The 25,268-nt window shown below is 57.8% G+C and carries 19 protein-coding genes; 11 read left to right on the top strand and 8 right to left on the bottom strand.

From position 1 onward, the window contains the following. Positions 1-12 precede the first annotated feature (12 nt). Positions 13-1,176 carry an iron-containing alcohol dehydrogenase gene (locus AOP6_RS05625; protein ID WP_155875628.1) on the bottom strand — a complete coding sequence of 388 codons (1,164 nt, stop codon included), beginning with the start codon at positions 1,174-1,176 and terminating at the stop codon, positions 13-15. 266 nt (positions 1,177-1,442) lie between these two features. Between AOP6_RS05625 and AOP6_RS05620 the strand changes: the two genes are divergently transcribed. Continuing rightward, complete coding sequence (locus tag AOP6_RS05620) at positions 1,443-2,093, top strand: putative metalloprotease CJM1_0395 family protein (RefSeq protein WP_155875627.1); 651 nt, start codon at positions 1,443-1,445, stop codon at positions 2,091-2,093. 116 nt (positions 2,094-2,209) lie between these two features. Here AOP6_RS05620 and AOP6_RS05615 read toward each other — a convergent pair whose 3' ends face one another. Genes AOP6_RS05615 through AOP6_RS05605 form a run of 3 tightly spaced genes read right to left on the bottom strand, consistent with a single transcriptional unit; the run spans position 2,210 to position 5,554 of the window. After that, a complete protein-coding gene (locus AOP6_RS05615) occupies positions 2,210-2,950 on the bottom strand; it encodes a succinate dehydrogenase/fumarate reductase iron-sulfur subunit (protein ID WP_155875626.1) in 741 nt (246 codons plus the stop codon). Then, complete coding sequence (locus tag AOP6_RS05610) at positions 2,950-4,866, bottom strand: fumarate reductase/succinate dehydrogenase flavoprotein subunit (protein WP_155875625.1); 1,917 nt, start codon at positions 4,864-4,866, stop codon at positions 2,950-2,952. Before AOP6_RS05610 ends, AOP6_RS05615 begins: the two co-directional genes overlap by 1 nt. 10 nt (positions 4,867-4,876) lie before the next feature. Further along, positions 4,877-5,554 (bottom strand): succinate dehydrogenase cytochrome b subunit, encoded by a 678-nt coding sequence (locus tag AOP6_RS05605; RefSeq protein ID WP_155875624.1) that lies wholly within the window; start codon positions 5,552-5,554, stop codon positions 4,877-4,879. Positions 5,555-6,066: 512 nt separating this feature from the next. Here AOP6_RS05605 and AOP6_RS05600 point away from each other — a divergent pair. Next, complete coding sequence (locus AOP6_RS05600) at positions 6,067-6,534, top strand: ferritin family protein (protein ID WP_155875623.1); 468 nt, start codon at positions 6,067-6,069, stop codon at positions 6,532-6,534. Positions 6,535-6,621: 87 nt separating this feature from the next. On the opposite strand, the gene AOP6_RS05595 is transcribed toward AOP6_RS05600, so the two are convergent. Next, positions 6,622-7,965 (bottom strand): outer membrane protein transport protein, encoded by a 1,344-nt coding sequence (locus AOP6_RS05595; protein WP_155875622.1) that lies wholly within the window; start codon positions 7,963-7,965, stop codon positions 6,622-6,624. A gap of 657 nt (positions 7,966-8,622) precedes the next feature. On the opposite strand from AOP6_RS05595, the gene AOP6_RS05590 reads away from it, so the two are divergent. Together AOP6_RS05590 and AOP6_RS05585 are read left to right on the top strand one after the other, a co-directional pair. Then, entirely contained in the window at positions 8,623-8,823 is a 201-nt protein-coding gene (locus AOP6_RS05590; protein WP_155875621.1) for a cold-shock protein, read from the top strand. A gap of 175 nt (positions 8,824-8,998) precedes the next feature. After that, complete coding sequence (locus tag AOP6_RS05585) at positions 8,999-11,953, top strand: insulinase family protein (protein WP_155875620.1); 2,955 nt, start codon at positions 8,999-9,001, stop codon at positions 11,951-11,953. A 9-nt stretch (positions 11,954-11,962) separates the two neighbouring features. On the opposite strand, the gene hrpB is transcribed toward AOP6_RS05585, so the two are convergent. Genes hrpB through AOP6_RS05570 form a run of 3 tightly spaced genes read right to left on the bottom strand, consistent with a single transcriptional unit; the run spans position 11,963 to position 16,795 of the window. Beyond that, entirely contained in the window at positions 11,963-14,473 is a 2,511-nt protein-coding gene (hrpB, locus tag AOP6_RS05580) for an ATP-dependent helicase HrpB (RefSeq protein WP_155875619.1), read from the bottom strand. Next, positions 14,473-15,648 carry an aminotransferase gene (locus AOP6_RS05575; protein ID WP_155875618.1) on the bottom strand — a complete coding sequence of 392 codons (1,176 nt, stop codon included), beginning with the start codon at positions 15,646-15,648 and terminating at the stop codon, positions 14,473-14,475. The genes hrpB and AOP6_RS05575 overlap by 1 nt, the downstream gene beginning before the upstream one ends. A 10-nt stretch (positions 15,649-15,658) precedes the next feature. Continuing rightward, entirely contained in the window at positions 15,659-16,795 is a 1,137-nt protein-coding gene (locus tag AOP6_RS05570) for a M20/M25/M40 family metallo-hydrolase (RefSeq protein WP_155875617.1), read from the bottom strand. A 157-nt stretch (positions 16,796-16,952) separates the two neighbouring features. On the opposite strand from AOP6_RS05570, the gene AOP6_RS05565 reads away from it, so the two are divergent. From AOP6_RS05565 to AOP6_RS05535, 7 genes are all read left to right on the top strand, one after another. Further along, positions 16,953-18,281, top strand: coding sequence for a M23 family metallopeptidase (locus AOP6_RS05565; protein ID WP_155875616.1), 1,329 nt, complete (start codon positions 16,953-16,955; stop codon positions 18,279-18,281). 45 nt (positions 18,282-18,326) lie between these two features. Beyond that, entirely contained in the window at positions 18,327-19,466 is a 1,140-nt protein-coding gene (locus AOP6_RS05560) for a GAF domain-containing protein (RefSeq protein WP_155875615.1), read from the top strand. 3 nt (positions 19,467-19,469) lie between these two features. Then, positions 19,470-19,811 (top strand): hypothetical protein, encoded by a 342-nt coding sequence (locus tag AOP6_RS05555; RefSeq protein ID WP_155875614.1) that lies wholly within the window; start codon positions 19,470-19,472, stop codon positions 19,809-19,811. Between the two features lie 77 nt (positions 19,812-19,888). After that, complete coding sequence (locus AOP6_RS05550) at positions 19,889-21,019, top strand: tetratricopeptide repeat protein (RefSeq protein WP_155875613.1); 1,131 nt, start codon at positions 19,889-19,891, stop codon at positions 21,017-21,019. 32 nt (positions 21,020-21,051) lie between these two features. Further along, positions 21,052-21,642 (top strand): ACP phosphodiesterase, encoded by a 591-nt coding sequence (locus tag AOP6_RS05545; protein ID WP_155875612.1) that lies wholly within the window; start codon positions 21,052-21,054, stop codon positions 21,640-21,642. A gap of 567 nt (positions 21,643-22,209) precedes the next feature. Next, positions 22,210-22,869, top strand: a complete 660-nt coding sequence (locus tag AOP6_RS05540; RefSeq protein WP_155875611.1) for a response regulator transcription factor — start codon at positions 22,210-22,212, stop codon at positions 22,867-22,869. Between the two features lie 96 nt (positions 22,870-22,965). Beyond that, a complete protein-coding gene (locus tag AOP6_RS05535) occupies positions 22,966-25,119 on the top strand; it encodes a VTT domain-containing protein (RefSeq protein ID WP_155875610.1) in 2,154 nt (717 codons plus the stop codon). The last annotated feature ends 149 nt before the right edge of the window (positions 25,120-25,268 follow it).

The following is a 25,268-nucleotide window of genomic DNA, read 5'->3' as shown; positions in this document are numbered from 1 at the left end:
CCGGACTATTAACTAGCGAGCCAGCTGCAATATCTCCCCGATGATCTCCTCTGTATAATCATCCAGACGCCATTTTTGGGCCAGCATGACGGCATTGGCGGCAATCTTTGATATGTCTGCCGCGGGGATGTCGGCCGCCGAAAGTGTGGTTGGGCTGCCGATATGTTCAAACCAGCTTTTCAGGGCGGCCGTTCCCTTGGCGGCCGCTTTCTGATCATCCGGCTCAATAATCCCGAAAATTTCCCGGCCGAACCTGGCGAACTTTTCGGGAGCGCGGGTAGCGGTATAGGTCATCCAAGCCGGCAGCACGATAGAGAGACCGGCGCCGTGGGCAATGTCGTAGAGGGCACTCAGGGAATGTTCGATCATATGATTGGGGAACCCGAAGGGGCCTATTCCCGCCGGAATCAAACCGTTGAGGGCAAGGGTAGCCGACCACATCATGGTGGCTCGCGCTTCATAATCACGGGGATTGACCAGAATGCGGTCGGTGCTCTCCATGACGGTCTTGACCAGGGACTCGACCAGACGATCCTGCAGAGGTGTATTGGGGTCGGCAGCGGTAAAATACCCTTCCACCAGGTGACAGATGGCATCCACCCCGGAATAGGCCGTGTAGTTGGCCGGCACCGTATACGTCAGGGTCGGGTCCAAAATCGAGACCTTGGGGAAAAGATGGGGCGAGCCGATATTGAATTTCTGACCCGTCTCCTCGTTGGTAACCACGCCCCCCGAGTTCATTTCAGAGGCGGTCGCCGCCAATGTGAGCACGGTGACGATGGGCAAGGCGTCATTGACAATGGCCTTGTCAATGAAAAAGTCCCAGACATCCCCGTCCGTTCTGGCACCGGCGGCGATCGCTTTCGACTCATCTATGACACTGCCGCCGCCGACAGCGACAATCAGATCGACCTGCTGCTCCCTGGCGAGCCTGACCCCGTCCCGCACATGGGAAAGCACCGGGTTGGATTTAACGCCGGCGAACTCAACGACCTGCAACGAAGCCTTCTCCAGGGATTTTTTTACCAGGTCGTAAACACCAGTTTTCTTGATGCTTGACTGGCCATAGACCATCAACACCTTCTTGCCGAACCTGGACGCCTGCTTGCCGACCTGTTCAACAGTATCTTTTCCAAAAACAATTTTCGTCGGATTCCAGAATGTAAAACCCTGCATGTCTCCTCCTGTTGCTTTGCGGACGTATTAAACAAGAATGACTGAAATCTATCCTGTTCCCTTGACAAAAGGTACCTTCGCAAAGATACCATCGTCTGCCACGAAGGCAACCATCAACAGGTTCAGGACTCTTATCCCCACCGGGGAAAGCGACACTAAATCTTGCACTTGGAACAGACCTGGGCTATATTCAGCTCTATTACTCATTAAAGCATTCGCCCCAATCGACAACGCACGACCAGATATCCCGTTGGAAATTCTACGGCATGGATGAAATCGCAGCTACATTGACATATCCTCTGGTTCCCGTCGCCGTTCCCTCTTCTCAGGAAAAAATCCAGAGTCGAAGATCACCGGGAGTCTCTGACCGGCGCAGCGATGCGTCCTCGTCGACGAGCAGCGATTCAACGCCCCGGGATGAGGTGAGCCTGAGCCGAGAGGCACAGGAGTTGGCCAAATTGGCCCGCCGTGACCGGGAAGTTCGGGCCCATGAAGCTGCCCACGCCGCCATGGGTGGACCCTATGCGGCGGCTCCATCCTTCACCTACACCCGTGGCCCCGATGGCACCCAGTACGCCACCGGTGGAGAAGTCAGTATTGACGTATCACCTGTTCCCGGGGACCCTGAAGCAACTCTACAAAAAGCGCAAATTATCCGAGCCGCGGCGCTGGCACCCGCCCAGCCCTCCTCCGCAGATCGTCTCATCGCAGCCAAAGCCAGCCGGATGTCCATCGAGGCCCGATCCGAAATCCAGGCCCAGACCAGCGTCTTCGCCTCGGATTCGTCTTTCATTCCAGAAACAGGCCCGGTTGAAACTCCAGCGACTCGCCAGGCCGTTTTGCGCACCTATGGCCCTTCCCAGACCGACCCTATTTCCCTGCCCAGCCCTGGTTCCCTGCTCAATTTCCTCGCCTGATCTTTTTCTGCTGAAAAAGGGGTCTTTCCCCCTCACAGAAAAAAAAGAGGCGGGCCAAATGACCCGCCTCCATAAAAACCCATTGTATCCAATGGAAGGGACAGTCTTGTGCGGCCTTATTGGGCCAAAGACTTGATGTACTCCCGGTTGAGTTTGGCAATGAAGCTGACACTGATGCCCTTGGGACAGGCCGCTTCACACTCGTAGTGGTTGGTGCAGTTGCCGAAACCGTTGACCGAAGCCTCAGTCGTCATATCCTTAACGCGGCGAGCGGCTTCCACTTCACCCTGAGGCAGGACAGCCAACTGGGAAACCTTGGCACCGGTGAAAAGCATGGCCGAGCTGTTGGGGCACGAAGCCACGCAAGCCCCGCAACCGATGCACTCAGCGGCGTCCATGGCATAGTCAGCGGCAATTTTGCCGATAGGCAGCGCATTACCGTCAGCAACGCCACCGGTGTGAGCCGAAGTGTAACCGCCGGCCTGAATAATGGCATCCAGGGCACCACGATCCACCACCAGGTCACGAACAAGGGGGAAGGCACGGGCGCGCCAGGGCTCGATGAAGATTTTGTCGCCGTCACTGAACTGACGCATGTGTAGCTGACAAACCGTCGTCTTCTCCTGGGGGCCGTGGGGCTGGCCGTTAATTACCTGGGAGCACATACCGCAGATACCTTCGCGGCAGTCGTGGTCGAAAGCGATGGGATCGCGCCCGGTTTTGATCAGCTCTTCGTTGACATCATCGAGCATTTCAAGGAAAGACTGATCAGGGCTGACGTTTTTCGCTTCGTATTGCTCCATTTTACCCTTGTCCTTCGGGTTCGTTTGGCGCCATACGTATAGAGTCAGGTTCATTATTTGTAACTCCTTACAGCCAGTTTGACGTTTTCGAATTTGAGGGGCTCCTTGTGCAGCTCAGGCTCCTTCTCAACCCCTTTGAACTCCCAGGCGCCGACATAAGCAAAGTTCTCATCGTCGCGCATCGCCTCGCCGTCTTCGGTCTGGTACTCCGTACGGAAATGGCCACCGCAAGATTCCTTGCGGTGCAGGGCGTCACGGGTCATTACTTCTGCGAATTCAAGGAAGTCGGCCAGGCGACCGGCGTTCTCCAGCTGCTGGTTGAACTCAGCTCCGGAACCGGTGACCTTGACGTTCTTCCAGAACTCTTCGCGAAGAGCCGGGATGCGCTTGAGAGCGTCTTTGAGGCTCTGCTCGCTGCGCGCCATGCCGACGTTCTCCCACATGATCTTGCCAAGCTCACGGTGCATCTCGCTGACCGTCTTCTTGCCATTGATGGACAGCAGCTTTTCTGCCTGCTTGCTGACGTCCTCGCGGGATTTCTTGAACTCGGGATGATCGTCCTTGATCTGGCCGGGAGTAACGGTGGCCAGGTAGTTGGCTATGGTGTAAGGAATAACAAAGTAGCCGTCCGCCAGACCCTGCATGAGAGCAGAAGCACCAAGGCGGTTGGCGCCGTGCACGGAGAAGTTGGCTTCACCGAGAACGAACAGGCCGGGAACGTTGCTCATGCAGTTGTAGTCGACCCACAGACCACCCATGGAGTAGTGGGGAGCCGGGTAAATACGCATGGGCACTTTGTAGGCGTTCTCGTCGGTGATCTTCTCGTACATTTCGAAGAGATTGCCGTAACGCTCACGAATCGTGTCCTCGCCGACGCGGGCAATCGACGAAGCGTAGTCGAGATAGACACCGCGCTTGCCAGGGCCGACGCCGCGCTCATCGTCGCACTGCTCTTTAGCGGCACGGGAAGCGATGTCGCGGGGAGCCAGGTTGCCGAAGGAGGGGTATTTACGCTCCAGGTAGTAGTCGCGATCCTCTTCGGGGATGTCGTTGGGATTTTTGTCCGTATCTTCCTTCTTCTTGGGAACCCAGCAGCGACCGTCGTTACGCAGGGACTCGGACATCAGGGTCAGTTTGGACTGATGCTCGCCGTGCTGCGGGATGCAGGTCGGGTGAATCTGGGTGTAGCAGGGGTTGGCGAAGAAAGCGCCCTTTTTGGCGGCTTTCCAGGCAGCGGTGACGCTGCAGCCCATGGCGTTGGTCGAAAGATAGAAAACGTTGACATAGCCGCCGGTAGCCAGAACCACGGCGTCCCCCCAGTGAGACTCGATCTCGCCGGTAATGAGGTTGCGCACGGTGATACCGCGGGCTACACCATCGACGACGACCAGGTCGAGCATTTCGGTGCGGGGGTGCATGACCACCGAACCGGTCTTCACCTGACGGGACAGGGCCGAGTAGGCGCCCAGCAGCAGCTGCTGGCCGGTCTGACCACGAGCATAGAAGGTACGGGAAACCTGGGCACCGCCGAAGGAGCGGTTGTCGAGGTAACCGGCATAGTCGCGGGCGAAAGGCACGCCCTGAGCGACGCACTGGTCGATAATGTTGTTGGACACCTGAGACAGACGCCAGACGTCGGCCTCACGGGCACGGAAGTCGCCGCCCTTGATGGTGTCATAGAACAGACGATAGATGCTGTCGCCGTCGTTCGGGTAGTTCTTGGCGGCGTTGATCCCGCCCTGTGCGGCAATGGAGTGAGCACGACGAGCGCTGTCCTGGTAGCAGAAAGCGTGAACGTTGTAGCCCAGTTCACCCAAAGTAGCTGCGCCAGCACCACCGGCGAGGCCGGTGCCGACCATCAGGATCTTGAATTTACGCTTGTTGGCGGGATTGACCAGCTTCATGTTAAAGCGGTGTCTATCCCACGAAGTTTCAATTGGTCCGGTAGGACATTTGCCATCTAGAATCACGATGAACCCCCTAAATTTTAACTAAGCCGACAAAAATCAGAACAGGAATGGACAGGTAACCGACAAAGAGGACCAGAGCCAGCCCTTTGCTGATTTTGCCGAAAACAGGAAGAGACTTCTTGCTGTTCAATCCCAGTGTCTGGAAGAAGCTCTGGAAACCGTGGCTCACGTGGAAAAGGAGGAAGAGCATGGCCACAGCGTAAACCAGGGCGATAAAGGTCTTCTGGAAACTAAGAACAACCATGGTAAAAACGTCAGGGCGATTCATGGCGTCCAGAGGAAGGTTTCCGGCTGAGATCTCAGGGTTGGTCACCTGAACGGTGAAATGAAGCAGGTGGTAAACAACAAAAGCCAGGATGGCCACACCGCTGACAATCATGGTTTCAGCAGCAAAAGTCGTGCGAAGACGCTTTTTCTGAGCATAGCCGATAGGCTTGGCGGCGCTGTTTTCGAGAGTGAGCTGCAACCCGAACCAGATGTGCAGCGCAAACAGGGTCAGCATGATCAGACGGAAGACCCAGACCAGGGGACCAAGATCGTGAAGATGCTTGGCATAGGCGTTGATCCCGTCAGCCCCGAAGAAAACCGAGGAGTTGCCGAGCAGGTGTATAACAACGAAACTGATCAGGAGCAGACCAGTAACCGCCATTATGATCTTTCTACCCACAGAACTATTTAGCAGTTGCATAATTATTTTCCCTTGGAAAGATATTCAAGAGCAATGAGGATTAATGACACTCCCATCAAAGGGAAGAAGAAGATGCCGATGGTTCTCGCACCCTGCGAACTGTTCAGGCCATGGAGGCCCCCGCCACTTGGTAAAGATCTGCATGTGTTTACCCCTTCCTGATTCAATAAAAAAAATGAGCGAGCGCGAAGGCTCCAGAACAAGTGGACTCCTCAAAACGAGGATCTCTCTCCGGTATACAGCATGCAGTATACTAAACGTCGTTTGAAAAAAATGCAAAAAAAAAACGCTGTTAACGGCCAATCACCGGGGACTTGAAAAGCCTGGAGAGGTGACTCTCCGGAAGGGGCGGCAGAAAGCCCGTCTTTTGCCGGGGAAAGACGAAAAAACTTTGACAAGCCCCCAACAGGGAATGTTAATATACCGCCGGCGAAAGCCCCGCAAGCGAGCACAACATTTAATCTGTGTTAGATTTAAAGACACTTTCCATTCATTTCAAAGAGAGGATTGCCATGACTCAGAAAATCAATGTACAGAAAGCGATCAAGGAGGCCATGAAGACGGAAAAAGACGCCATGGACTTCTACAAATACGGCGCCGAAAAGATGAGCGACGAAAAAGCCAAAAAGACCTTCGAACTGCTGGCCCGCGAAGAAGCCCAGCACGCCCATTCTTTCTACAACATCTATAAAGGCGGCGACATCCCCTCTTTCGACGAGTTCATCCAGTCTCCTCCCGACACCGAGTCTACCTGGTGGAAAGCCCTGCAGAAAATCATGATGGGCGACTTCGATGAGCGTAAAGCCATGGAACTGGCTCTCGACGAAGAAGAGGCCCTGGAGAAGCACCTGCGCGAAGTGGCCGAACAGATGACCGACCCTGAAGTCAAGGCCATCTACCTGGCCAACGCCAATTCAACCCACCACCACTTTGAGGTCATCCGCGACGACTACGCCGACATCTTCGGCCTGCCCGCCTGACGTCGAATAAATTTAATCACTAAAAGAAAGAGGCGGTTCCCACTCAAGGGAGCCGCCTCTTTTTGTTTGGTAGAGCTTAGGTTTATTTTAGAAGCTGTAGCTTAGCTGGGCGCTGACAATATCTACGGAGTTTTCGTATTCCCCATACAAGGCGCCCCTGAGAAGATCTTCCTCATCAAGACCATCCTTTGCGATCTTGGAGTCCTTCACAAAAAGGTGAGCGTAGCCAAAATCGAGATTCATTTGGTTCGTGAGTTTGTAGCCAGCACCAAAAGCCACCCAAAAGCGATCCTCCCCCGGAATACGCGGGGTACGGTGCTTCGAATCCGGGATGGGTGTTTCGTCGAAGGCCAGACCGCCGCGCAGAACAAGACGATCGTTGGGTGTATAGTTGGCCCCGACAGAATAACGCCAGTTATCATCCCAATTTTCGGTAGTGAGCGAGTCCGGGACATCTCCGTCGAACTCGATAACCAACTTGTCAAATGTGCTCCATTCCGTCCACATGATATCCGCCATCACGACCCACTGGGCATTAATGCGATGGTAAGCGCTCAGAGAAGCACTGGCCGGCAGGGTGATATCGCCCTCAACCCCCTGATTTGGAAAACGGGAGGCAGCGGCGCCAGCCAATACAATGCCCAACCCAGAATCAGGGTTCTGCTGACTAAATTTGACATCCCCTTTCACCGTATGCTTAATACGGGATCTGTAGGTGACGCCAATGCGGGTATTTTCATTGAACTCATAGAGCGCTCCAAGATTGAAACCATACCCCCAGTCATCAGCTGTCATATCCGCGAATATATCGGCATCAGGGTTTGAAACCGCTTGAATAGGAATATTCACCGGATCTAAAGCATACGCAATTTTACCCAGATCTATCATCTGACTTAAAGTAACATCAATATACTGGGCGCTCACCCCGGCACCGAGGCTGAGGTTTTCGTTGACCCGATAAGCCACCGTAGGGTTGATGTTAATGGTCATCACGTCCGACTCTACCGCGTGGTAGCGACCGACCCAGTCTTTATCGTACTCGGTGGCCAGGCCGAAAGGAGCGAAGATGCCCAGACCGACCGACCAGCCATTGTTCAGATTGGCGGCGTAATAGAGATTCGGGGCCACACCAACCACGCCCGCATCCCCACTGTTTCCACCAGAGATGGTCATGGAGCTGTCTTTGCTGAACTTCGCCGAAGGCACGATCACATGCGCGCCGGCTACCACCTGCTGCCCTTCGAGCAGAGTCAGAGCCGCCGGGTTGAAAAAGATGGTGCTGGCGTCTTCACCGGTAGCGGCGGAGCCGGCAAAGGCGTTGCCCAAACCGCTGACGCTCTGTTCGATGAGAGCGAACCCGGCCGAGAAGGCGGGACTGGCCAGGGCCAGTACAAGAAAAACGGTGACGGACCAACGGATAAAATACTTCATACATTCTCCTTTCAGGTGCCATGGACAGTGTCAACGCGGGCCGGGAGGGGTATCAAGGTGGCAGCAAGAACCCGGCAAAACGCAGGGTCATTTTATACGCCAGATAGCTCAACAAATCAACGAATTTAGAACATTATTCTACCCTTAAGACTTTCCAAAAAATTTACTCTTTTTTCAATGCGGTAATTCAAGGTTCTTTTTAGTGTCTTTTTCTATGCATATCAGGACATATACTTCCTTCTTACGTTCACGTCAAGACATTTTAAAACATTTTTATATTTTCATAATTGGGCGGCACTCTAAAGACGTAACCCCTCTTCGCAAAACATTTTTTGTCACCTCAGCATAAATACGCATATATTCGCGCCTCATAAAGTTACGACCAGAACCCCCAAGGCTCCTCATAAAAAGAAGACGCCCGCCCCTATCCACCGGCTTTCACTCAGAATTCCGGGATTTTTTTCTTGCTTTTGCACTGGCCCTATGGTAACAGGATTAGGCAAATTTTTTAGCTAGTGTGTTCGAGTCCGTTCTGGCTGTCCGCAGTTCTCCCAAAACCGCACAGACCACAAGGTCTGGGCGGTTTTTTTGATGGCGGCCCCAACGACCCGGCACACGAAAACTGGTCCCAGATTTGGAAAAAAGGAGTAAAAAGAAATGGCTGAAGGTACTGTAAAATGGTTCAACGACGCTAAGGGTTTCGGCTTCATTGAGCAGGACAATGGACCCGATGTATTTGTTCACTTCTCTTCTATCCAGTCCGAAGGGTTCAAATCCCTGGCCGAAGGCGACCGGGTAACCTTTGAAGTTGTTCAGGGCCAGAAGGGCCCTCAGGCAGCTAACGTCATGAAGGTCTGATCCGAGACTTTGACACCCCCAAAAACTCCACGATGCTGTCGTGGAGTTTTTTTTTGCCGACCCAACCGCATCTCGCTTCACCCTTCTGCCAATCTTCCACCTGCATTTTTCCTATGACATCCCGCAAAGCTGCGTTAAACTTTTCGGATTCACGCTTTTTCCAGGAGGTAACACCATGTCCGACCACAGCCTTCAGCCAGGGCAGAAACTTCACGGCTTCACTCTTATCGACATGACCCCGCTGCCTGAACTGAACGCCCGCCTCATCCAGTTGCGGCATGACAGGACCGGGGCCCGCATGGTTCACATGGAAACAGAGGATGACAACAATCTCTTTGGCGTCGGTTTTCACACCACCCCCATGGACTCGACGGGCGTCGCTCACATTCTGGAACATACGGTACTGTGCGGCTCCAGGAACTTCCCGGTGCGGGATCCGTTTTTCAGCATGCTCAAGCGCAGCCTCAACACCTTCATGAACGCGCTGACATCGAGCGACTGGACCCTCTACCCCTTTGCCAGCCAGAATGAGAAAGATTTCTACAATCTCATGGCCATCTACCTCGATGCGGCTTTTTTCCCCCGCCTGCTCGAACGGGACTTCCGACAGGAAGGACATCGCCTCGAATTTCAGGAGGCTGACAACCCCGAATCGCCCCTCGAATACAAGGGCGTGGTCTACAACGAAATGAAAGGGGCCATGGCCGACCCCTCTTCCCTTAGCCATCGTCGCCTGAGCGGAGCTCTGTACCCCACCACCACCTACGGCAAGAACTCCGGTGGCGAACCCTCGGACATCCCCAACCTGACCTGGGAAGAGCTGCGGGAATTCCACGCCACCTACTACCATCCCGCCAACGCCTATTTCTTCACCTACGGGCACCTCCCCCTGGAGAAGCACCTGGAGACTATTGAAAATCTGGCGCTGCGCCATTTCGACGCCAAGGCGCTCGACACGGCTGTGCCCGACGAAATGCGTTTCGAACAGCCCCGAAAGCTCACCGAGACCTATCCGGCCGACCCGGCAGAGCCCCTGGAAAACCGCACCCTGGTGCAGACGGCCTGGCTCACCTGCCCTGCGGCGGACAACTTCAACCGTGTCGCCTTGCAGGTGCTGTCTACCCTGCTGCTGGGCAATTCGGCCGCCCCTCTGTACAAAGCGTTGATCGAATCGAAGCTGGGACAGAATCTCTCTCCTGTCACCGGCTATCATGATGACAACCGCGAGACTTTTTTCGCCGTCGGCCTGCAGGGAACGGAACCGGAGCATACGGACAAGATTGAAGCCCTCATCCTGGAAACGTTACAGGAGGCTGCCGACAAGGGCTTTCCCGAAGAACGCGTCGAGGCCGCCATCCATCAACTGGAGTTTGCCCATCGGGAGGTGACGGGGGATCAGTATCCCTACGCCCTGCTGCTGCTCATGCGCCTGCTCGGCCCCTGGATTCACAGCGGCGATCCGGTGACCCCGCTGCTGCTGACCCGCGACCTCGAACGTCTGCGAGCCGAGGTGGCCGCCGGGCCCTTCTTCCAGAATCTCATCCGCCGCTATTTGCTCGACAATTCTCACCGGGTCACTCTGACCCTGACGCCCGATCCGGAGCGCAAGGTACGGGAAGATAAAGAGGTCGCCGACAATCTCCAGGCACTCGCCGCCCGCCTCACCCCCGGGCAGAAACAGCAGATTGTCGAGCAGGCTCGGGAACTGCAGGAGGCCCAGGAGATGGAGGAAGATCTTTCTGTGCTGCCGACGCTGGAGCTCAGCGATATCCCGGCCGAGGAAAGATCCGTTCATTCCCGCGAAGAAAAGGTTGAAGGGGTGGAACTCACTTGGTTCGACCAGCCGACCAACGGGATCGTCTATTTCTCGGCGCAGACGGAAGGCTCTCACATCCCCGCCGACCTTCGTCCCTTTGTTCCCCTCTTCTGCGCCCTGCTTCCCCAGATTGGCGCGGCCGGCCTGAGCTACCTGGAAATGGCTGAACGGATGTCGGCGGCCACGGGCGGGATTCGGGCCTCAGCCAGCATTCTTGAGAACCCTCAGGCCATGGATTCACCCCGAATGGTCATCAGTGTGCGCGGTAAGGCCTTGCGGCGTAATCAGGAGAAAATGTTCGCCATTCTCACCGACCTCTTTAACGCCCCGGATTTTTCCGACCTGACCCGGCTGCACACGGTCATCAACCAGATTAAAACTTCCATGGAGAATTCCATCCCAGGCTCAGGCCACACCTACGCCGCCCGTCTGGCCGCCAGCCAGCTGACCGAGGGAGGAAAATTGCGGGAAGAATGGACCGGCATCAGCCAGGTCCGCTTCGTTAAAAAGATCGCAGCGAAGACACCGGCAGAGTTGGCGGATTTGGCCGAAAAAATGCGGGCTCTGGCCGGCCTCCTTTTGGGAAATGACGGGATGCGCTGTGCCCTGACGGCCGAAGCGGAGACCTTCGAGGCTATTCGACCAGCCGTTGCCGGATTCCTCAAAAGCCTGTCCAAAACCCCGGCGACTCCTGCCGCCCGCGCACCCTTCACCCCGGTCAGCGCGCGCAAAGGATGTGCGGCCGCCGTCCCTGTCTCTTATGTGGCCCAGATTTTTCGCACCGGCACCTACACGCAAGCGGACGCGGCGCCGCTGATGGTGCTCGCCAAACTGCTGCGAGCCAATTTTCTGCATCGGGAGATTCGTGAAAAAGGCGGCGCCTATGGCGGCCTGGCTGGTGCTGATCCGGAAGCCGGTCTCTTCTCTATGCTGTCCTATCGCGACCCTCAACTGACGCGCACGCTGAAGGTTTACGAACAGGCCGTGGACTGGGCGATCGCCGGAAAATACTCTGACGAAGAGATCAAGGAAGCCATTCTGGCCTCCTTCAGCGACCTGGATCGCCCACTCTCTCCCGGCGGCAAGGCTTCACGGGAGTTCAACCATCAGCTGCAGGGATTGACCCTGGCCATGCGCCAGACCTTTCGACAGCGCCTGTTGGCTGTCAACAGGGAAGCCCTGCAAAGAGCGGCCGATACCTACCTGAAACAGGGATGGCAGGATAGTTCCGTGGCGGTGGTTTCGGGGGAGGAGCAGCTACAGAAGGCCAACGCCGAACTGGGCGAGGCTGCTTTCCCCATTGAGAGAATCTGAGCCGACAGGTCAGCGCCGGCGGGTATGGCGGGTCGGAGCGGCCGTCCAGGGATCATCGGGCCAGGGATGTTTGGGATAGCGTCCCTTGAGCTCTTTTTTGACCTCGGGATAGACGCTGTCCCAGAAATTTTTCAAATCGGTAGTTACCTGAATCGGTCGCCTGGCCGGTGACAGCAGGTGAAGCAGCAGAGGCACCCGCTTGCCGGCAAGGCGAGGCGTTTCCGCCAGTCCGAAAAGTTCCTGCAGTTTAACGGCAAGCACGGGCTGGTCGCCGGCGACATAATCAATAGCCAACCGCGACCCGCTCGGCACCAGAAGGTGAGTGGGCGCCAGCTGCTCCAGACGCTGGCGCCGTGGCCAGTCCAGCAGACCTGCCAAAGCCGCCCCTACATCGACCCGGGCCAGCTCGGCCCGGGTTCGAACCCTCCCCAGCCAGGGAGCCAGCCAGCTCTCCAGGGATTCGAGCAGGCTCTCTTCGTCCATGGCGGGCCAATTTTCTTCCGGAAACACCCGCGCCAGCAAGCGAACACGAGCCGCGAGCTGCCGGTCGGCATCCGACCAGGACAGACATTCCAGCCCCAGCTGGCGAACCCCGGCCAGTACCGCCCCAGCCATTTCTTCCTCCGATGCCTTGATGGGCCGTGAACCCAGCACCAGGGCGCCAAGACGCTGTTCCTCGACGGCCTGAACCCGCTGCTGGCGGGCATCCCACTCTACCCGCCGCTGCCAGGGCAACCTGGCCCGGAAATCCGCCTCGATGATTTCCCCAGGCAGGGCGCTGGCCAGATGGATTTCCCCTTCCCCCTGATTTCCTGACGTCACCTCCACGGCCACGAGCCAGCGCTGCCCGTGCACGCGGCTACGTGGCGACAAGCGCACGCCCTGGCCGTTGGCCAGCAGATAACGACCGCTCCCCTCTTGCCGTTCGCAGGCAATACGGTCGGGGAAAGCGGCGATCAGCAGACGCCCCACCGTCTCCAGGTCAGGCGCCTCTACCCTGTCTTGTTGTGGACCCAAGCGGCGCAGCTGCCGGGCGGTACGTTCAACGGCGGCAACGCCCCGTCTCTCGGTGTCCTCAGCATGCGGATGTTCCCGCCAGCGCGCCAACACCTCAAGGCGGTCAAGGAGATCACTGTCGCTGGCCATGGCCGCGCCGGGGGTCGACGCCAACAGGTCGCGTTCCGAGAGCAGCGCCGCCAGATCGCAGGCCAGCGGCCAGACGCCCAGCTTCTCACCGGTCAGCAGCAGTCGGGCCAGACGCACCTCGACGGGGAAGCGGGCCAGGCGTCTACCTTCCTCCGTCACCCGTCCTTTGTCGTCCAGCGCCCCCAGCTCCACGAGCAGCTCGCGGGCCGCCTTGAGCGCCCCGGCGGGGGGTGGATCCAGCCAGGCCAGCTGACCGGGGTCGGGCACCCCCCACAGAGCCAGCTCCAAAGCCAGGCCCGAAAGGTCGGCCACGCGGATTTCCGGTGGCGCGAAGGGCAACAGGCTGTTGTGGGAGGCTTCCGTCCACAGCCGGTAACAGATACCCGGCGCCAGACGGCCGGCCCGTCCCGCCCGTTGCGTAGCGCTGGCCACCGAAATATTCACCGTGTCGAGGCGGGAAAGCCCGGCGGCCGCATCGAAGCGGGGGCGGCGCTCCAGACCGCTGTCCACCACGACCCTGACCCCCTCGATAGTCAGGCTCGTTTCGGCGATGTTGGTCGCCAGCACCACCCGCCGCCCCTTGCCGGGGAGGATGGCCTTTTCCTGGGCCGCAAAAGGGAGCCCCGCGTAGAGGGGGCAGATTTCAACGGCGGCCAGACTGCCATCAGCCTGCAACCGCTGCTGACAGCGGCGTATCTCCCTGGCCCCGGGCAGAAAGACGAGGACGTCTCCGGCCGTTTCGCTAAGCGCCCGCCGCACGGCCGCCACCGTATAGTCGGCCACGGCTCCCTGAGGCGTCCTCGGCAGATAACGCACATCGACAGGATAACTGCGTCCCTCGCTCGTGAGAAGCGGCGCCCCGCCCAGAAGCCCGGCCACCGGACCGGCGTCGAGGGTAGCGGACATGACCAGAATCTTGAGATCGTCGCGCAATCCCATCTGGGCGTCGCGGCATAAGGCCAGAGCCAGATCAGAATGAAGGTTGCGTTCGTGGAATTCGTCGAAGATGATCAGCCCCACATCTTCCAGCAGGGGATCGCTCTGCAGCCGGCGGGTCAGAATGCCCTCGGTGACCACCTCGATGCGGGTCTGCGCCGTGACCTTGCGATCAAACCGAATGGTGTAGCCCACTGTCTTCCCCACCTCTTCCCCCTGACGGGAGGCCATGTAGCGGGCGGCGTTCGTCGCCGCCAGCCGCCGCGGTTCCAGCATGAGGATGCGGCGCCCCTGCAACCAGGGCTCGTCGAGCAAAGCCGGCGGCACACGCGTCGTCTTGCCGGCGCCGGGGGGGGCCTGCAGCACCACGGCGCCGGCATCACGCAGGGCACGGCGCAGGTCAGGCAGCAGACTGTCGACGGGCAGGGAAGTGGACATCAGACAGGAAAGTCGCGGAAACGGCACACCGCTTCGGCGATACGGTCTTCGTGGATGTTGCCGAAGGCCAGACGCAGGTAATTCTCCAGACCGGGACCGAACACTTCTCCCGGCAGACAGATGAGATTGGCCTCGTCGGCCAGACGCCTGGCCACCTGCCGCCCGCTCTGTCCCGGCCAGGGGTGGCGAACCCAGGCGAAAAAGCCGCCACTGGCCACCAGCTTGAAGGGGTTGCCGGGCTGCAGGAATTCGGCGCGAAAGAGGTCATGGCGGCGCTGCATCATGTCGCGATTGGCCGCCACCCAGGTGTCGAGATGCGCCACACCGTAGCCCACAGCCAGCTGGGTCAGGCGGGGCTGACAGACCGCCATGGTGTCCTGCGCCTTGAGGGCGTGATGAATGAACTCTTCCGAGGCAACCAGCATGCCGGCCCGGTAGCCGGTCAGGGCAAAGGTTTTGCCGAAGGAGGCGATGTGCACCAGGTTTTCACCCCAATGGGGCCGACTGAACAGGTCGTGCGGGCAGGCGCCGCCGGGCAGAAAGGCGTGGTAGGTTTCGTCCAGCACCAGGGCGAGGCCGCGCTCGCGGGCCAGCTCAAACAACCTTACCAGCGTCGCGGGCGGCGTCACCGCCCCCGTGGGATTGCTCGGCGTCACCAGCACAATGGCCCGAGTGCGCGGCGTGATAAGTGACGCGATAAGGTCCACATCGGGCAGGCCCGCATCCGCCTCGTCAAAGGGGGTATAGACCGCCTTCAGGCCGAGGATATCCAGAGCCATGGCGTGATCGAAATAATAAGGCGTCTGCACAATCACCTCATCGCCGGCCCGGCAGAGCGTCACCATGGCCAGCCAGAAAGCCTGACTGGCGCCGATGCTCAGGCAGAGGTCGCTCGGCTGCAGTGCCGCCCCATACAGGCGCTCATACCAGGCGCAGATTGCCTGCCTTACCTCGGGCAGCCCTTCATCGGGGGTGTAGCGCGAAGTCAGTGGATCAGCCAGACAGCCGGCCAGATAATCGATCAATTCCGGGGCCGGCGGATAATCGGGGACGGCCTGGCAGAGGTCGACCAGGGGCCGCTCAGCGGGGAAATGGCGCCCGGCAATCCAGGATTTGACCTCGGAGATGGGGGGAAAGTGAACTTGCCGGATATCGGGTGACAGGGGAAATTTCACAAAGATGCTCCTAGGCCTGGCGGATGATTTCAACCAGCAGTTCGCTGACGCGGACCATATCCTCGACCCGCACGAACTCGTCGACCGAATGCACGTTGCTCATGCCGGTACCGAGAATGATCGTTTCGATCCCCTTGCCATTGAAGATATTGGCATCGCTGCCGCCGCCGGCACCTTTCACTTCGATAGTACGCCCCAAAGCGATGCTGGCGGCCTCGACCAGCTGCACGATGCTCGCGTCCCGTGGCACCGCCATGAGCGGATAGTCGGACATCACTTCCGTGACGACCTCGGCGCAGACCGGGCTGCCGCCAATGTCACGGGTCAGCTCCCGGGCCGCTTCTTTGAAACAGTCGATCATGTGGGCCGTCTGCTGCTCCAGCTTCGGGCGGCTGTGACTGCGGGCCTCCCCTTCGAGCACGACGCTGCGGGGCACGATGTTGGTGGCCTGCCCGCCGCGGATCGTCCCCATGTTGGCCGTCGTCTCCTCATCGATGCGGCCCAGGCGCATGCGATCGATCGCCCGCGCGGCCACGGCGATGGCGGAGAGTCCCATCTCCGGCGCAATGCCGGCATGGGCTTCACGACCGCGCACCTCAAAACGGATTTTATTGGCGCAGGGGGCGCGATGAATAGCCAGATCGACCCCGGAGGTATCAAGGGCCAGACCCCGGCGGGAACGGATCAGGCCAAAGTCCAGATTTTTGGCGCCGAGCAGTCCCACTTCCTCACAGACAGTGATCACCACCTCCAGCGGACCATAGGGAATATTCCTTTCCTGCAGCACCTGAATCGCCTCCACTATTTCGGCGATGCCTGCCTTGTCGTCGGCCCCGAGTACTGTCTCGCCGGCGCTGGTGAATACGCCATCCTTAAGGACAGGCTGCACCCCCTCGGCCGGTTCCACCGTATCCATATGTACCGACAGCATCAGCGGCTCGGTCTCTTTGCCGCGGGCGGGAAAAAAGGCGATGAGATTGCCGCTTTCACTCCCCACCTTCGGCCCGGCGCCATCATCGCGCACCTCGGCGCCAAGCAGGCGCAGGCGCTCGCTCAGGTAGCGGGAGATCGCCCCTTCCCGGAAGGAGGGGCTGGAGATGGAGGCCAGTCGGGCAAATTCGTCAGCAAGCCGTTGTTGATTGATCATTGTTTATCCTCTTGACAGAAAACCTGAGACTGGACAAGACCGCAATAAAGCTGGTAGCATACCCCCGACTGCCCGCACAAGGCAATACCGATGAAACAGACTCTCCGGTGAAACCTAAGACCAAGCACTTCACTGGCATATCCTGTAGAGGCAGCGCGTGAACCGCGACTTTAATCCCCCCAAAAGTTATCAACGCAGCCGCGCCAATAAACGACCCCGTTTTTTCTGGGTGCTGCTGCTGGCCGGCTTGGTGCTGACACCTCTGCTGCTGATAAACCGCCCCACCGTTTCGCCCCTTGAAGCCCACACGAACACGGACCAGGAAATCACCACGCCGACCTTCCCCGAAATCACCAAGGAAGTGATCGAAGGAACTGTTCGCCCCGGCGATTCCGTCACCACCCTGCTGGGCGAGCACCTCTCCCCGGCAGAGATTCTCCATCTCGACCGCCGCTGCCGTGACATCTTCCCCCTGTCGAAAATCTGCGTCGAACAACCCTACAAACTCATCTTGCGCGACGGAGCCTTCGAATCCTTTGAGTACGAGATCAACGCCGACGACCAGCTCCTGGTGCGCCGGGCCGAGGACAGCTTTGACGTAGCGCGCGTTCCTATTGAATACACCGTACGCATCGAACGCGTCGGCGGCATCATCACCTCCAGCCTCTTCGAGGCGGTTACTGACAGCGGCGAAGGGCCAGAACTGGCCATGACCCTGGCCGACATCTTTGCCTGGGACATCGACTTCATCCTCGACATCCGCGAAGGGGACAGCTTTCAGGCCATCCTCGAAAAACGCTTCCGCGAAGGCAGCTTTGCCGGTTACGGCCGCGTGCTGGCGGCGCAGTTCACCAACCAGGGCAACCTCTTCCAGGCCTTCCTCTTTCAGGACGGTCAACAGAATCCGTCCTACTACGACGCCGAGGGCAAAAGCGTACGCAAGGCCTTCCTCAAAGCGCCCCTGTCCTTTTCCCGCATCTCCTCGGGCTTTTCCATGAAGCGGTTCCACCCCATTACCAAAACCTGGAAATCCCATCCGGCCATCGACTATGCCGCCCCCGTCGGAACTCCCATCAAAAGTGTCGGCGACGGCACCATCATCGCCAAGGGCTACACCCGGGCAAACGGCAATTACATCAAAATCCGCCACAACGGCTCATACGAAAGTATCTACCTGCACATGAATGGCTTCGCCCGCGGCATGCGCAACGGGCGGCATGTCAGCCAGGGACAGGTCATCGGCTACGTCGGCAGCACTGGCCTGGCCACCGGCCCCCATCTGTGCTTCCGCATGCGCAAGAACGGGGCGCCCATCAACCCGGCCCGCATCAAGGCCCCGGCCTCGGCGCCTGTCTCTGCCGAGAACATGGCGCAATTCCAGGCGTTGATCGCCCCGCACCTGGCCTCTTTTCAGAACAGGGATATTTCCACGGGATCAAAAATGGCAGCAGCCGCGCAAGACACGACAGAATCTGAACGCAACTGATCCTTCACCATGCATTCACCCCTCACCCGAATGGCTTGATATTTTATGAAAATTCGTCTCGGAGAATTGCTGATCGAAGAAAAGCTGCTGACAGCCTCGCAACTTGAAGAAGGACTGCGAAATCAAGTTCTCTATGGCGGTCGCCTGGGCACCAACCTGCTGGAGCTCGGCTTTCTCAAAGAGGAGGACATCGCCAGGGTTCTCAGCAAAAAGCTCGGGGTGCCCACGATAGAGCCCGAGGAGCTGGACCACGCCGTCTTCACCATTCTCCAGCTCATCCCGGCGCGCGTGGCCGAAAAATACAGTGTCATTCCCATTCGCCTCGAAAACAATCGCCTGATACTGGCCATGGCCGATCCCTCCAATTTTACGGCCATTGATGAGATTGCCTTTAATACCGGCTATATTGTTCAGCCTGTCGTCGCTCCCGAACTTCACATCGTCAAAGCGCTGGATCGCTATTACAGCATCCAGCCCAAAGAACGTTTCGTTCGCTCCCTCGCTGACAAAAACAAGGGGATAGCCGCCACCCCGCCGTCTCTCCCTGAAGATGACGAGCTTTGGGATATTCCTGAATCCTCTACCGAAGGGGCGACACCTTCAAAAAAACCGGCTCCCGCTGGCGAAAAACAGGTTCCTCCAGCCGAGCCAACCCGGCAGGAACTTCAGCCTGAAGAAGAACCGGAGGAGATTGAACCCTACACCCTGGGTTCGGTGGCCGAGCAACTGGCCGAGTGCGGCGACCGCGAAGAGATCGCTGATATCCTGGTTGAATATCTCGGTGGCGAATTCGACTGCTGCGCCCTCTTTCTACTGCGCAATGACAATGCCTACGGCTGGAAGGCCTGCGTCGGCGGCCGCCCGGTGCCAGGCTTCGACACGCTCTGCGTGCCTCTCGATGAGCCCTCCATTCTCAAGACCATCCACGACAGCCACAGCTATTACCTTGGGCCCGTGCCCCGTGCGCCCTTCAATTCCCTCCTGCTCAAGGAACTGGGCAATCGTGTCCCCTCCGCTGTGCTGCTCGCGCCCCTCATCGTTCATGGCCGCCTGATCGGGACCCTGTTTGTCACCAGTGAACGGGAAGTGGATGAAAAATGGATTCTTGAACTGCAGCAGCTCAATATCAAGGCCGCCATGGCTTTTGAGGTACTCATCCTCAAAAGCAAGATCAGGATGATGTGAGCCATGACGCAGCGACTGGGGTCCATCCTCATCATTCTCACCGTGCTCCTGCTCGGCGCCGCCTGCACCAGAGAGAGGGCCAGTCTCAAAGCCGCCGAGTTGAAGGAAGAACCGGTGAACACCTTTTCCTTCATCGGATCGGTGACCTACGTACCCCTCGAAGGGGGCTTTTTCGGCATTGTCACGGACGACGGCGATCGGCTTGACCCCGTCAACCTGCCGGCCAGCGTCAAACAGGATGGCTTGCGTATTCGCGGCCAGGCCCGCAACATAGCAGCATCCATCGGCTTTCACATGTGGGGAACGCGGGTGGAGATCGAATGGGCAGAACCTCTGCCGCACTAAAATGATGAACAAATGATGAATTGAACGGGAAGAACCGACGCGCGACGTCGGAAAATGAAGAAAGGTAAAACCATCCGATGGATAAAGGCAACGATCAGACCCGCCCCGCCACCAAAAGCCATCAGCACCGCAAGGTCGTTGAACTCACCCGCACAGGTCACCAACTGGCCAAGGCCCACAAATGGCACCAGGCCAAAGAGGCCTTTGCCCAGGCCCTTGAAATGGAACCGGAAAACGCCTACGCCCTCACCGGCATGGGCGATGCCTGCCGCAGCCTGGGTGCCATGGAAGAATCGATCCCCTACTACCAGAAGGTGCTCAAGGCCGACGGCAAAAACCTCTTCGCCCTGAGGGGTTTAGGGGATGCCCTGCGCGAACTCAAGCAGTTCCCGGAAGCCGTGGTCCTCTGGCAGACCTACCTGCGCCTGCGCCCCAACGACATCTTCGTCATCACCCGCATCGCCGACGGTCTCAAGATGATGGGTCACTTCGGCGACTCGGAAAAACACTACCAGCAGGCCTTCAAGCTCAATCCGCGCGACCACTACACTCTCATGGGCATCGCCGACCTCTACCACAAACAGGGGCACGAAACCAAAGCTATCGAATACTATGAAAAGGTGCTGGCGCGCCGCCCCGAGCTTATCAATATCCTCACCATCGTCGGCAACCTTTACTGGAAACGCTTCGACTTCGAAAAGGCCAAGGACTTCTACGCCAAGGCCGTCGAAATCGACAGTCACAACCCCTACGCCCTCTACGGTCTTGGCAACTACTACCGCTGGAAACGCGAATACCGCACGGCCATCGCCACCTGGGAACGCATCCTCGAAAAACATGAGGGCACGGTCAACATGCTCTCACGCCTGGGAGACGCCTACCGCAACCTCGGTGAATTCGACCGGGCCGAAAAGACCTACCTCGGCATCCTCAGGAACGGTTTCGACAAATACGCCCAGATCGGGCTGGCCAAGCTGCGCTTTCTGCAGGGCGAGCTGGATGAAGCCCTTGACCTGTACCGGGGCTTTCACTCCCACGAAGGGGACAATCCCAAGATCATCGCCGAAGTCAGCGCCCTGCTGTTGCAGGAGCAGTGTGTCGATGGCGCCCGCCGTTTTTATCGGCTTATTCTCGACGAAATTTCCCACGGCAGCGAATCGCGTCAGCTCGCGCAAGACAACCTGAAAGGGCTGCCCGTCGCCAATTGAGACGGGCAGCATTCTTTCATCAGGGAATGCCGGTGAACTATCTTTTTCACCTTTACCTGTCCGACCCCGAGCCCCCTTGCCTGCTCGGCAACCTCATGGGGGACTTCGTCAAAGGTCGCCTGGACGACCGCTATCCCCCCGCCATCCGGCACGGCCTGCACCAGCACCGCCAGCTCGACAGCTTCGCCCACAACCACCCCGCCTTTCGCCGCAGCAAAATCCGCCTGCACCATGACTACGGCCACTGCCGCGGCATTCTGGTCGACATTTTTTACGATCACTTCCTCGCCCAACACTGGAGCGAATTTTCCCCCATCCCCCTCGAAGACTTTGCCGCCAGCATCTACCATCTGCTGCGCATCCACCACGACCAGCTCGCCGAAGGACTGCAGCGCATCGCACCTCGGATGATCGAACACAACTGGCTGGTATCCTATCGGGAGCCCGCAGTGATAGGCCGCGTACTCGAAAGAGTGTCCCAGCGCCTTAAACGACCACTGCCCATGGCGCAGGCCATGCGTGACCTGGAAGAACACCGGGAGGAGCTGGAAGAAGATTTCCGGGAATTTCTGGCCGACGCCCGCTGCTGCTTTGCGCAAAAAGGGACCTGCCATCGGTGGTAGCCGCGAGCAGATCCCCTTTTTTTTCCGCAACCTTCCCCTCGTCAGGCCGGTAGATTGAGCTGTGGCACAGATCGCAGGTCATGATTGTCGGCTATGTGACAAGGTTCAAGTCACTTAGGGTCCGAAACCTTCCTGAACCAGTTCTTTCATGGACCTGCCGCAACAGGTTTTGCCTTTTTCTTTCGCATCCTCTTTGCTGTATTCGGTTTTGCAGCTTTCACAAACAAAAGCAGATTTTTTGGTTTGCTCTTCGGACGCGTCACTAAATCTGTCTTTATACTCTGTCATTTCACCCATCCTTTCATTGGGTTGCGAGATCTTTTCCTGCTTCGGCTCTTTTCAAGATTCGAAAGCAAATGGCGATCTCCTGTTTCCTGTTTGCGCGATTCTCACCTGCCTGGAAGCCATCTTTTCAGGTCTCTTGGTAGACTGGCTAAAAAACTGACTCATGGTAAAGTTTAGCCATTCAGGTAAGTCTGGCAATGAGCAGAATGCTACTCTTGAGGGTAGCAATCTACCTCTTCAGGTCGACATACTTTTCTCCCACAGGTTTCTAAGGAGCGCAGATTGAGCCCGTTACATCTTCTGATTGTCGATCAGCACCCCGTCGTGGGCGCTGGTCTTGAGCTGCTACTTGAGGATTACACCGACGTCGAGGTCTCAGCGACTGCGGCTGCCGGAATAACCGGCCTTCATTTGCTCCGCGAACTGGCTATCGATGTGGTTGTCATGGATCTGCACCTGCCGGACATGGCCGGTGTGGAGGCAATCCGTCTCTACCAGGAGACGCGAAAAGACCTGCCGATAGTCATTTTCACGGAGAAGAGCGAAGAAGTCTCCATATATCGCGCCTTAAAAGCAGGCGCGCGCGGATATCTTCTTAAATGTGCCCAGGCTTCCGAACTGGTCGCCGCTATCCATGAGGTGCATGGAGGCGGCTATGCGTTGAGTGCGGCCCTGAATCCCTCTATTATCCGTTTTTATTTGGCCCATCGGGATGAGGAGGGCGACCCTTTAGGCAAGTATCAGGCCTTAAGTGACCGCGAAAAACAGGTTTTTCGATTGCTGGCCATGGGGCGCCAAACGGCTCATATTTCAGAGATTTTATATATCAGTCCGAAAACCGTCGCCAAGCACCGTGCGGCGATCAAGAAAAAACTGAACCTGGAGAACTCGGCTCAAATGGCGCAATACGCGATTCAACTCGGGGTAATCAGCATTCAGTAACGTCCCCCACGTTCACCTGTTCGGGTTTTGTGACCGACTCACGACCAACTTAGAGCCGTGGCCCTCCCCTTCAGTGCAGCGACAACGGGAGAACCTATGGAATCGTCAAGAATTCTCCAGCCCGGCCGGAATTGCTGGAAAATCTGCCGGGCCGATAAAGTGGCCCTGCTGATTGACGGCGCCGATTATTTTCAGGCCCTTTATGAAAGCCTGCCGCGTGCGGAGCAGCAGATCCTGATTCTCTCCTGGGATATCTACAGCCACCTGCACCTGATTCCCCCCCCAAAACAGGGATCGCCCAAATATCCGACGGCCCTGGGGGACCTGCTCAATCACCTACTGAATGAAAAGCCACGGTTGCGAGCCTGCATTCTCAACTGGGACTTTGTCTTGCTGTTTGCGCTCGATCGCGAATGGTTGCCAATCTACAAACTTGAAGTCAACAGTCACAAACACCTCCGCTTCCACTTGGACGACCAATGTCCCCTCGGTTCTTCCCATCATCAAAAAGTGGTGGTGCTGGATGACCAGCTCGCTTTTGCCGGCGGGCTCGACCTGACCCGCGGACGCTGGGACACCCCGAAACATCGTCCCGATGACCCGCGCCGTGCCACGGTTGACGGTACCTCCTTGCCGATCAGGCCCTACCACGATGTACAGATGGCGGTATCCGGTCCAGCCGCGGCGGAGCTTGGATACTTGGCCCGGGAACGCTGGCAGCGCGCGACCGGCGAAGACCTGCCGGTTCCGAAAGCTGGTCCAGAGCTGTGGCCGGATCAATTGTCTGTCGCCTTGGAGAACGTGGATGTTGCCATTGCACGGACGCAACCGCCGTTTGGGGGCATCGAGGGGATTTACGAGGTCAAGCAGCTGTATCTCGACGCGATTGCAGCGGCCAGAGATTATATCTACATCGAGAATCAATACTTCACGTCAGCAGCGATCTGTGAGGCCCTGAAAGAAAAACTCGCGGACGTGGATGGCCCGGAGGTCATTCTGGTGTTGCCCTTGACAGTCGATGGCTGGTTGTCTCAGCAAGTAATGGACACCATGCGTGTCGCATTGATCAGGACCCTGCGGGAGGCAGATCGCCACGGACGCTTCTCTGTCTATTACGCCAATCAGCCTGAACTGGACGAGCTATCGATCAACCTGCACGCGAAGCTCATGATCATCGATGATCGATTTCTGCGGATCGGGTCCGCGAACCTGAATAATCGCTCCATGGGGCTGGATACGGAATGTGATCTGGCCCTGGAAGCGGCGCCAGATGATACGCGGGTGACGTCGGTCGTGCGTGCTTTCCGAAATCGCCTGCTCAGCCAGCATCTCGGCTGTGATGCTGCCGAGGTCGCCACCCGGATCGACCAGCAGGGATCGGTGCGACGCGGCATCGAGATGCTTTGCGGCAATGGCCGCTCCCTGAGGCCCCTGGAACCGCACCTGACCGATCCGGACCCCCAGATTCTGGAGGATCTCAGCCTGGCCGACCCGGAACAGCCAATCGACGCCGAGCGCTTCCTCAATCACTTTGTCCCCCATCAGCAGTTTAAACCGGCCGGCCGCAGAACCATAGTGTGGGTTTCAGTTCTGTTACTGCTGTTCGGCCTTGCCGCAGCCTGGCGATTTACCCCTCTGAATGAATGGCTGAATCCTGAAACCTTGCTTCATTACGCAACACGCCTGAGTGAATTGCCCATGGCGCCGCCTTTGATTATTTTCAGCTTCATCGTCTTCGGCCTGCTGATGGTTCCGGTTACGGTCCTGATCGTTGTGGCAATCCTGGTTTTTGGACCCTATTCCGGGTTTGCTTATTCCTTGACCGGTTCCCTTTTGTGCGCTCTGGCCGGTTACGGGCTGGGGAGCCTGCTGGGCAGAAACACGGTCCGCAGGCTGGCCGGCAAAAGAATTAACAGGGTAAGTCAGCGCCTGGCCAAACGGGGAATCCTGACCATGCTTTTTGTGCGGATTGTCCCGGTGGCTCCTTTTACCGTGGTCAATCTGGTGGCCGGAGCCTCACATATCCGGTTTTGGGATTTCGTCATCGGCACCCTGGCCGGAATGACTCCGGGAATCATCGGTATTGCCCTGCTGACCGACCGCGCCAAGGCGGCGATCGAAACTCCGGACTGGACAACGACCCTCTCGTTGATCCTCGTCGCCGCCGTGATCTTTGCGATCGGCTTCCTGCTTTCCCGAATTCTTTTGAAGGTGGACAAGAAGACCCAGAAAGCGGGCGGAGAGGATTAAAATCGTGAGTTTCGAGGGGGCCTTGCCTTTTGGTGAGACTCCGGCACCAGGAACCTTGCCCCCATGAAGGGATCCCCTTTTTCCGCCTAAACCGGATTTTCCTCCTTCCTAACCGAATTCGGGCTTGAGTGCTGGCCGTATCCTCTTGA

The organism is Desulfuromonas sp. AOP6, assembly GCF_009731355.2.
Classification (GTDB): domain Bacteria; phylum Desulfobacterota; class Desulfuromonadia; order Desulfuromonadales; family SZUA-540; genus SZUA-540.
Note: the sequence above shows the minus strand (reverse complement) of the source record. Positions and strands in the feature narration are given on the sequence as shown.

Coding starts and splice junctions, on each gene's coding strand:
- AOP6_RS05625 (WP_155875628.1), bottom strand. CDS start 1,176: ATGCAGGGTTTTACATTCTGGAATCCGACGAAAATTGTTTTTGGAAAA.
- AOP6_RS05620 (WP_155875627.1), top strand. CDS start 1,443: ATGGATGAAATCGCAGCTACATTGACATATCCTCTGGTTCCCGTCGCC.
- AOP6_RS05615 (WP_155875626.1), bottom strand. CDS start 2,950: ATGAACCTGACTCTATACGTATGGCGCCAAACGAACCCGAAGGACAAG.
- AOP6_RS05605 (WP_155875624.1), bottom strand. CDS start 5,554: ATGCAACTGCTAAATAGTTCTGTGGGTAGAAAGATCATAATGGCGGTT.
- AOP6_RS05600 (WP_155875623.1), top strand. CDS start 6,067: ATGACTCAGAAAATCAATGTACAGAAAGCGATCAAGGAGGCCATGAAG.
- AOP6_RS05595 (WP_155875622.1), bottom strand. CDS start 7,965: ATGAAGTATTTTATCCGTTGGTCCGTCACCGTTTTTCTTGTACTGGCC.
- AOP6_RS05590 (WP_155875621.1), top strand. CDS start 8,623: ATGGCTGAAGGTACTGTAAAATGGTTCAACGACGCTAAGGGTTTCGGC.
- AOP6_RS05585 (WP_155875620.1), top strand. CDS start 8,999: ATGTCCGACCACAGCCTTCAGCCAGGGCAGAAACTTCACGGCTTCACT.
- hrpB (WP_155875619.1), bottom strand. CDS start 14,473: ATGTCCACTTCCCTGCCCGTCGACAGTCTGCTGCCTGACCTGCGCCGT.
- AOP6_RS05570 (WP_155875617.1), bottom strand. CDS start 16,795: ATGATCAATCAACAACGGCTTGCTGACGAATTTGCCCGACTGGCCTCC.
- AOP6_RS05560 (WP_155875615.1), top strand. CDS start 18,327: ATGAAAATTCGTCTCGGAGAATTGCTGATCGAAGAAAAGCTGCTGACA.
- AOP6_RS05555 (WP_155875614.1), top strand. CDS start 19,470: ATGACGCAGCGACTGGGGTCCATCCTCATCATTCTCACCGTGCTCCTG.
- AOP6_RS05550 (WP_155875613.1), top strand. CDS start 19,889: ATGGATAAAGGCAACGATCAGACCCGCCCCGCCACCAAAAGCCATCAG.
- AOP6_RS05535 (WP_155875610.1), top strand. CDS start 22,966: ATGGAATCGTCAAGAATTCTCCAGCCCGGCCGGAATTGCTGGAAAATC.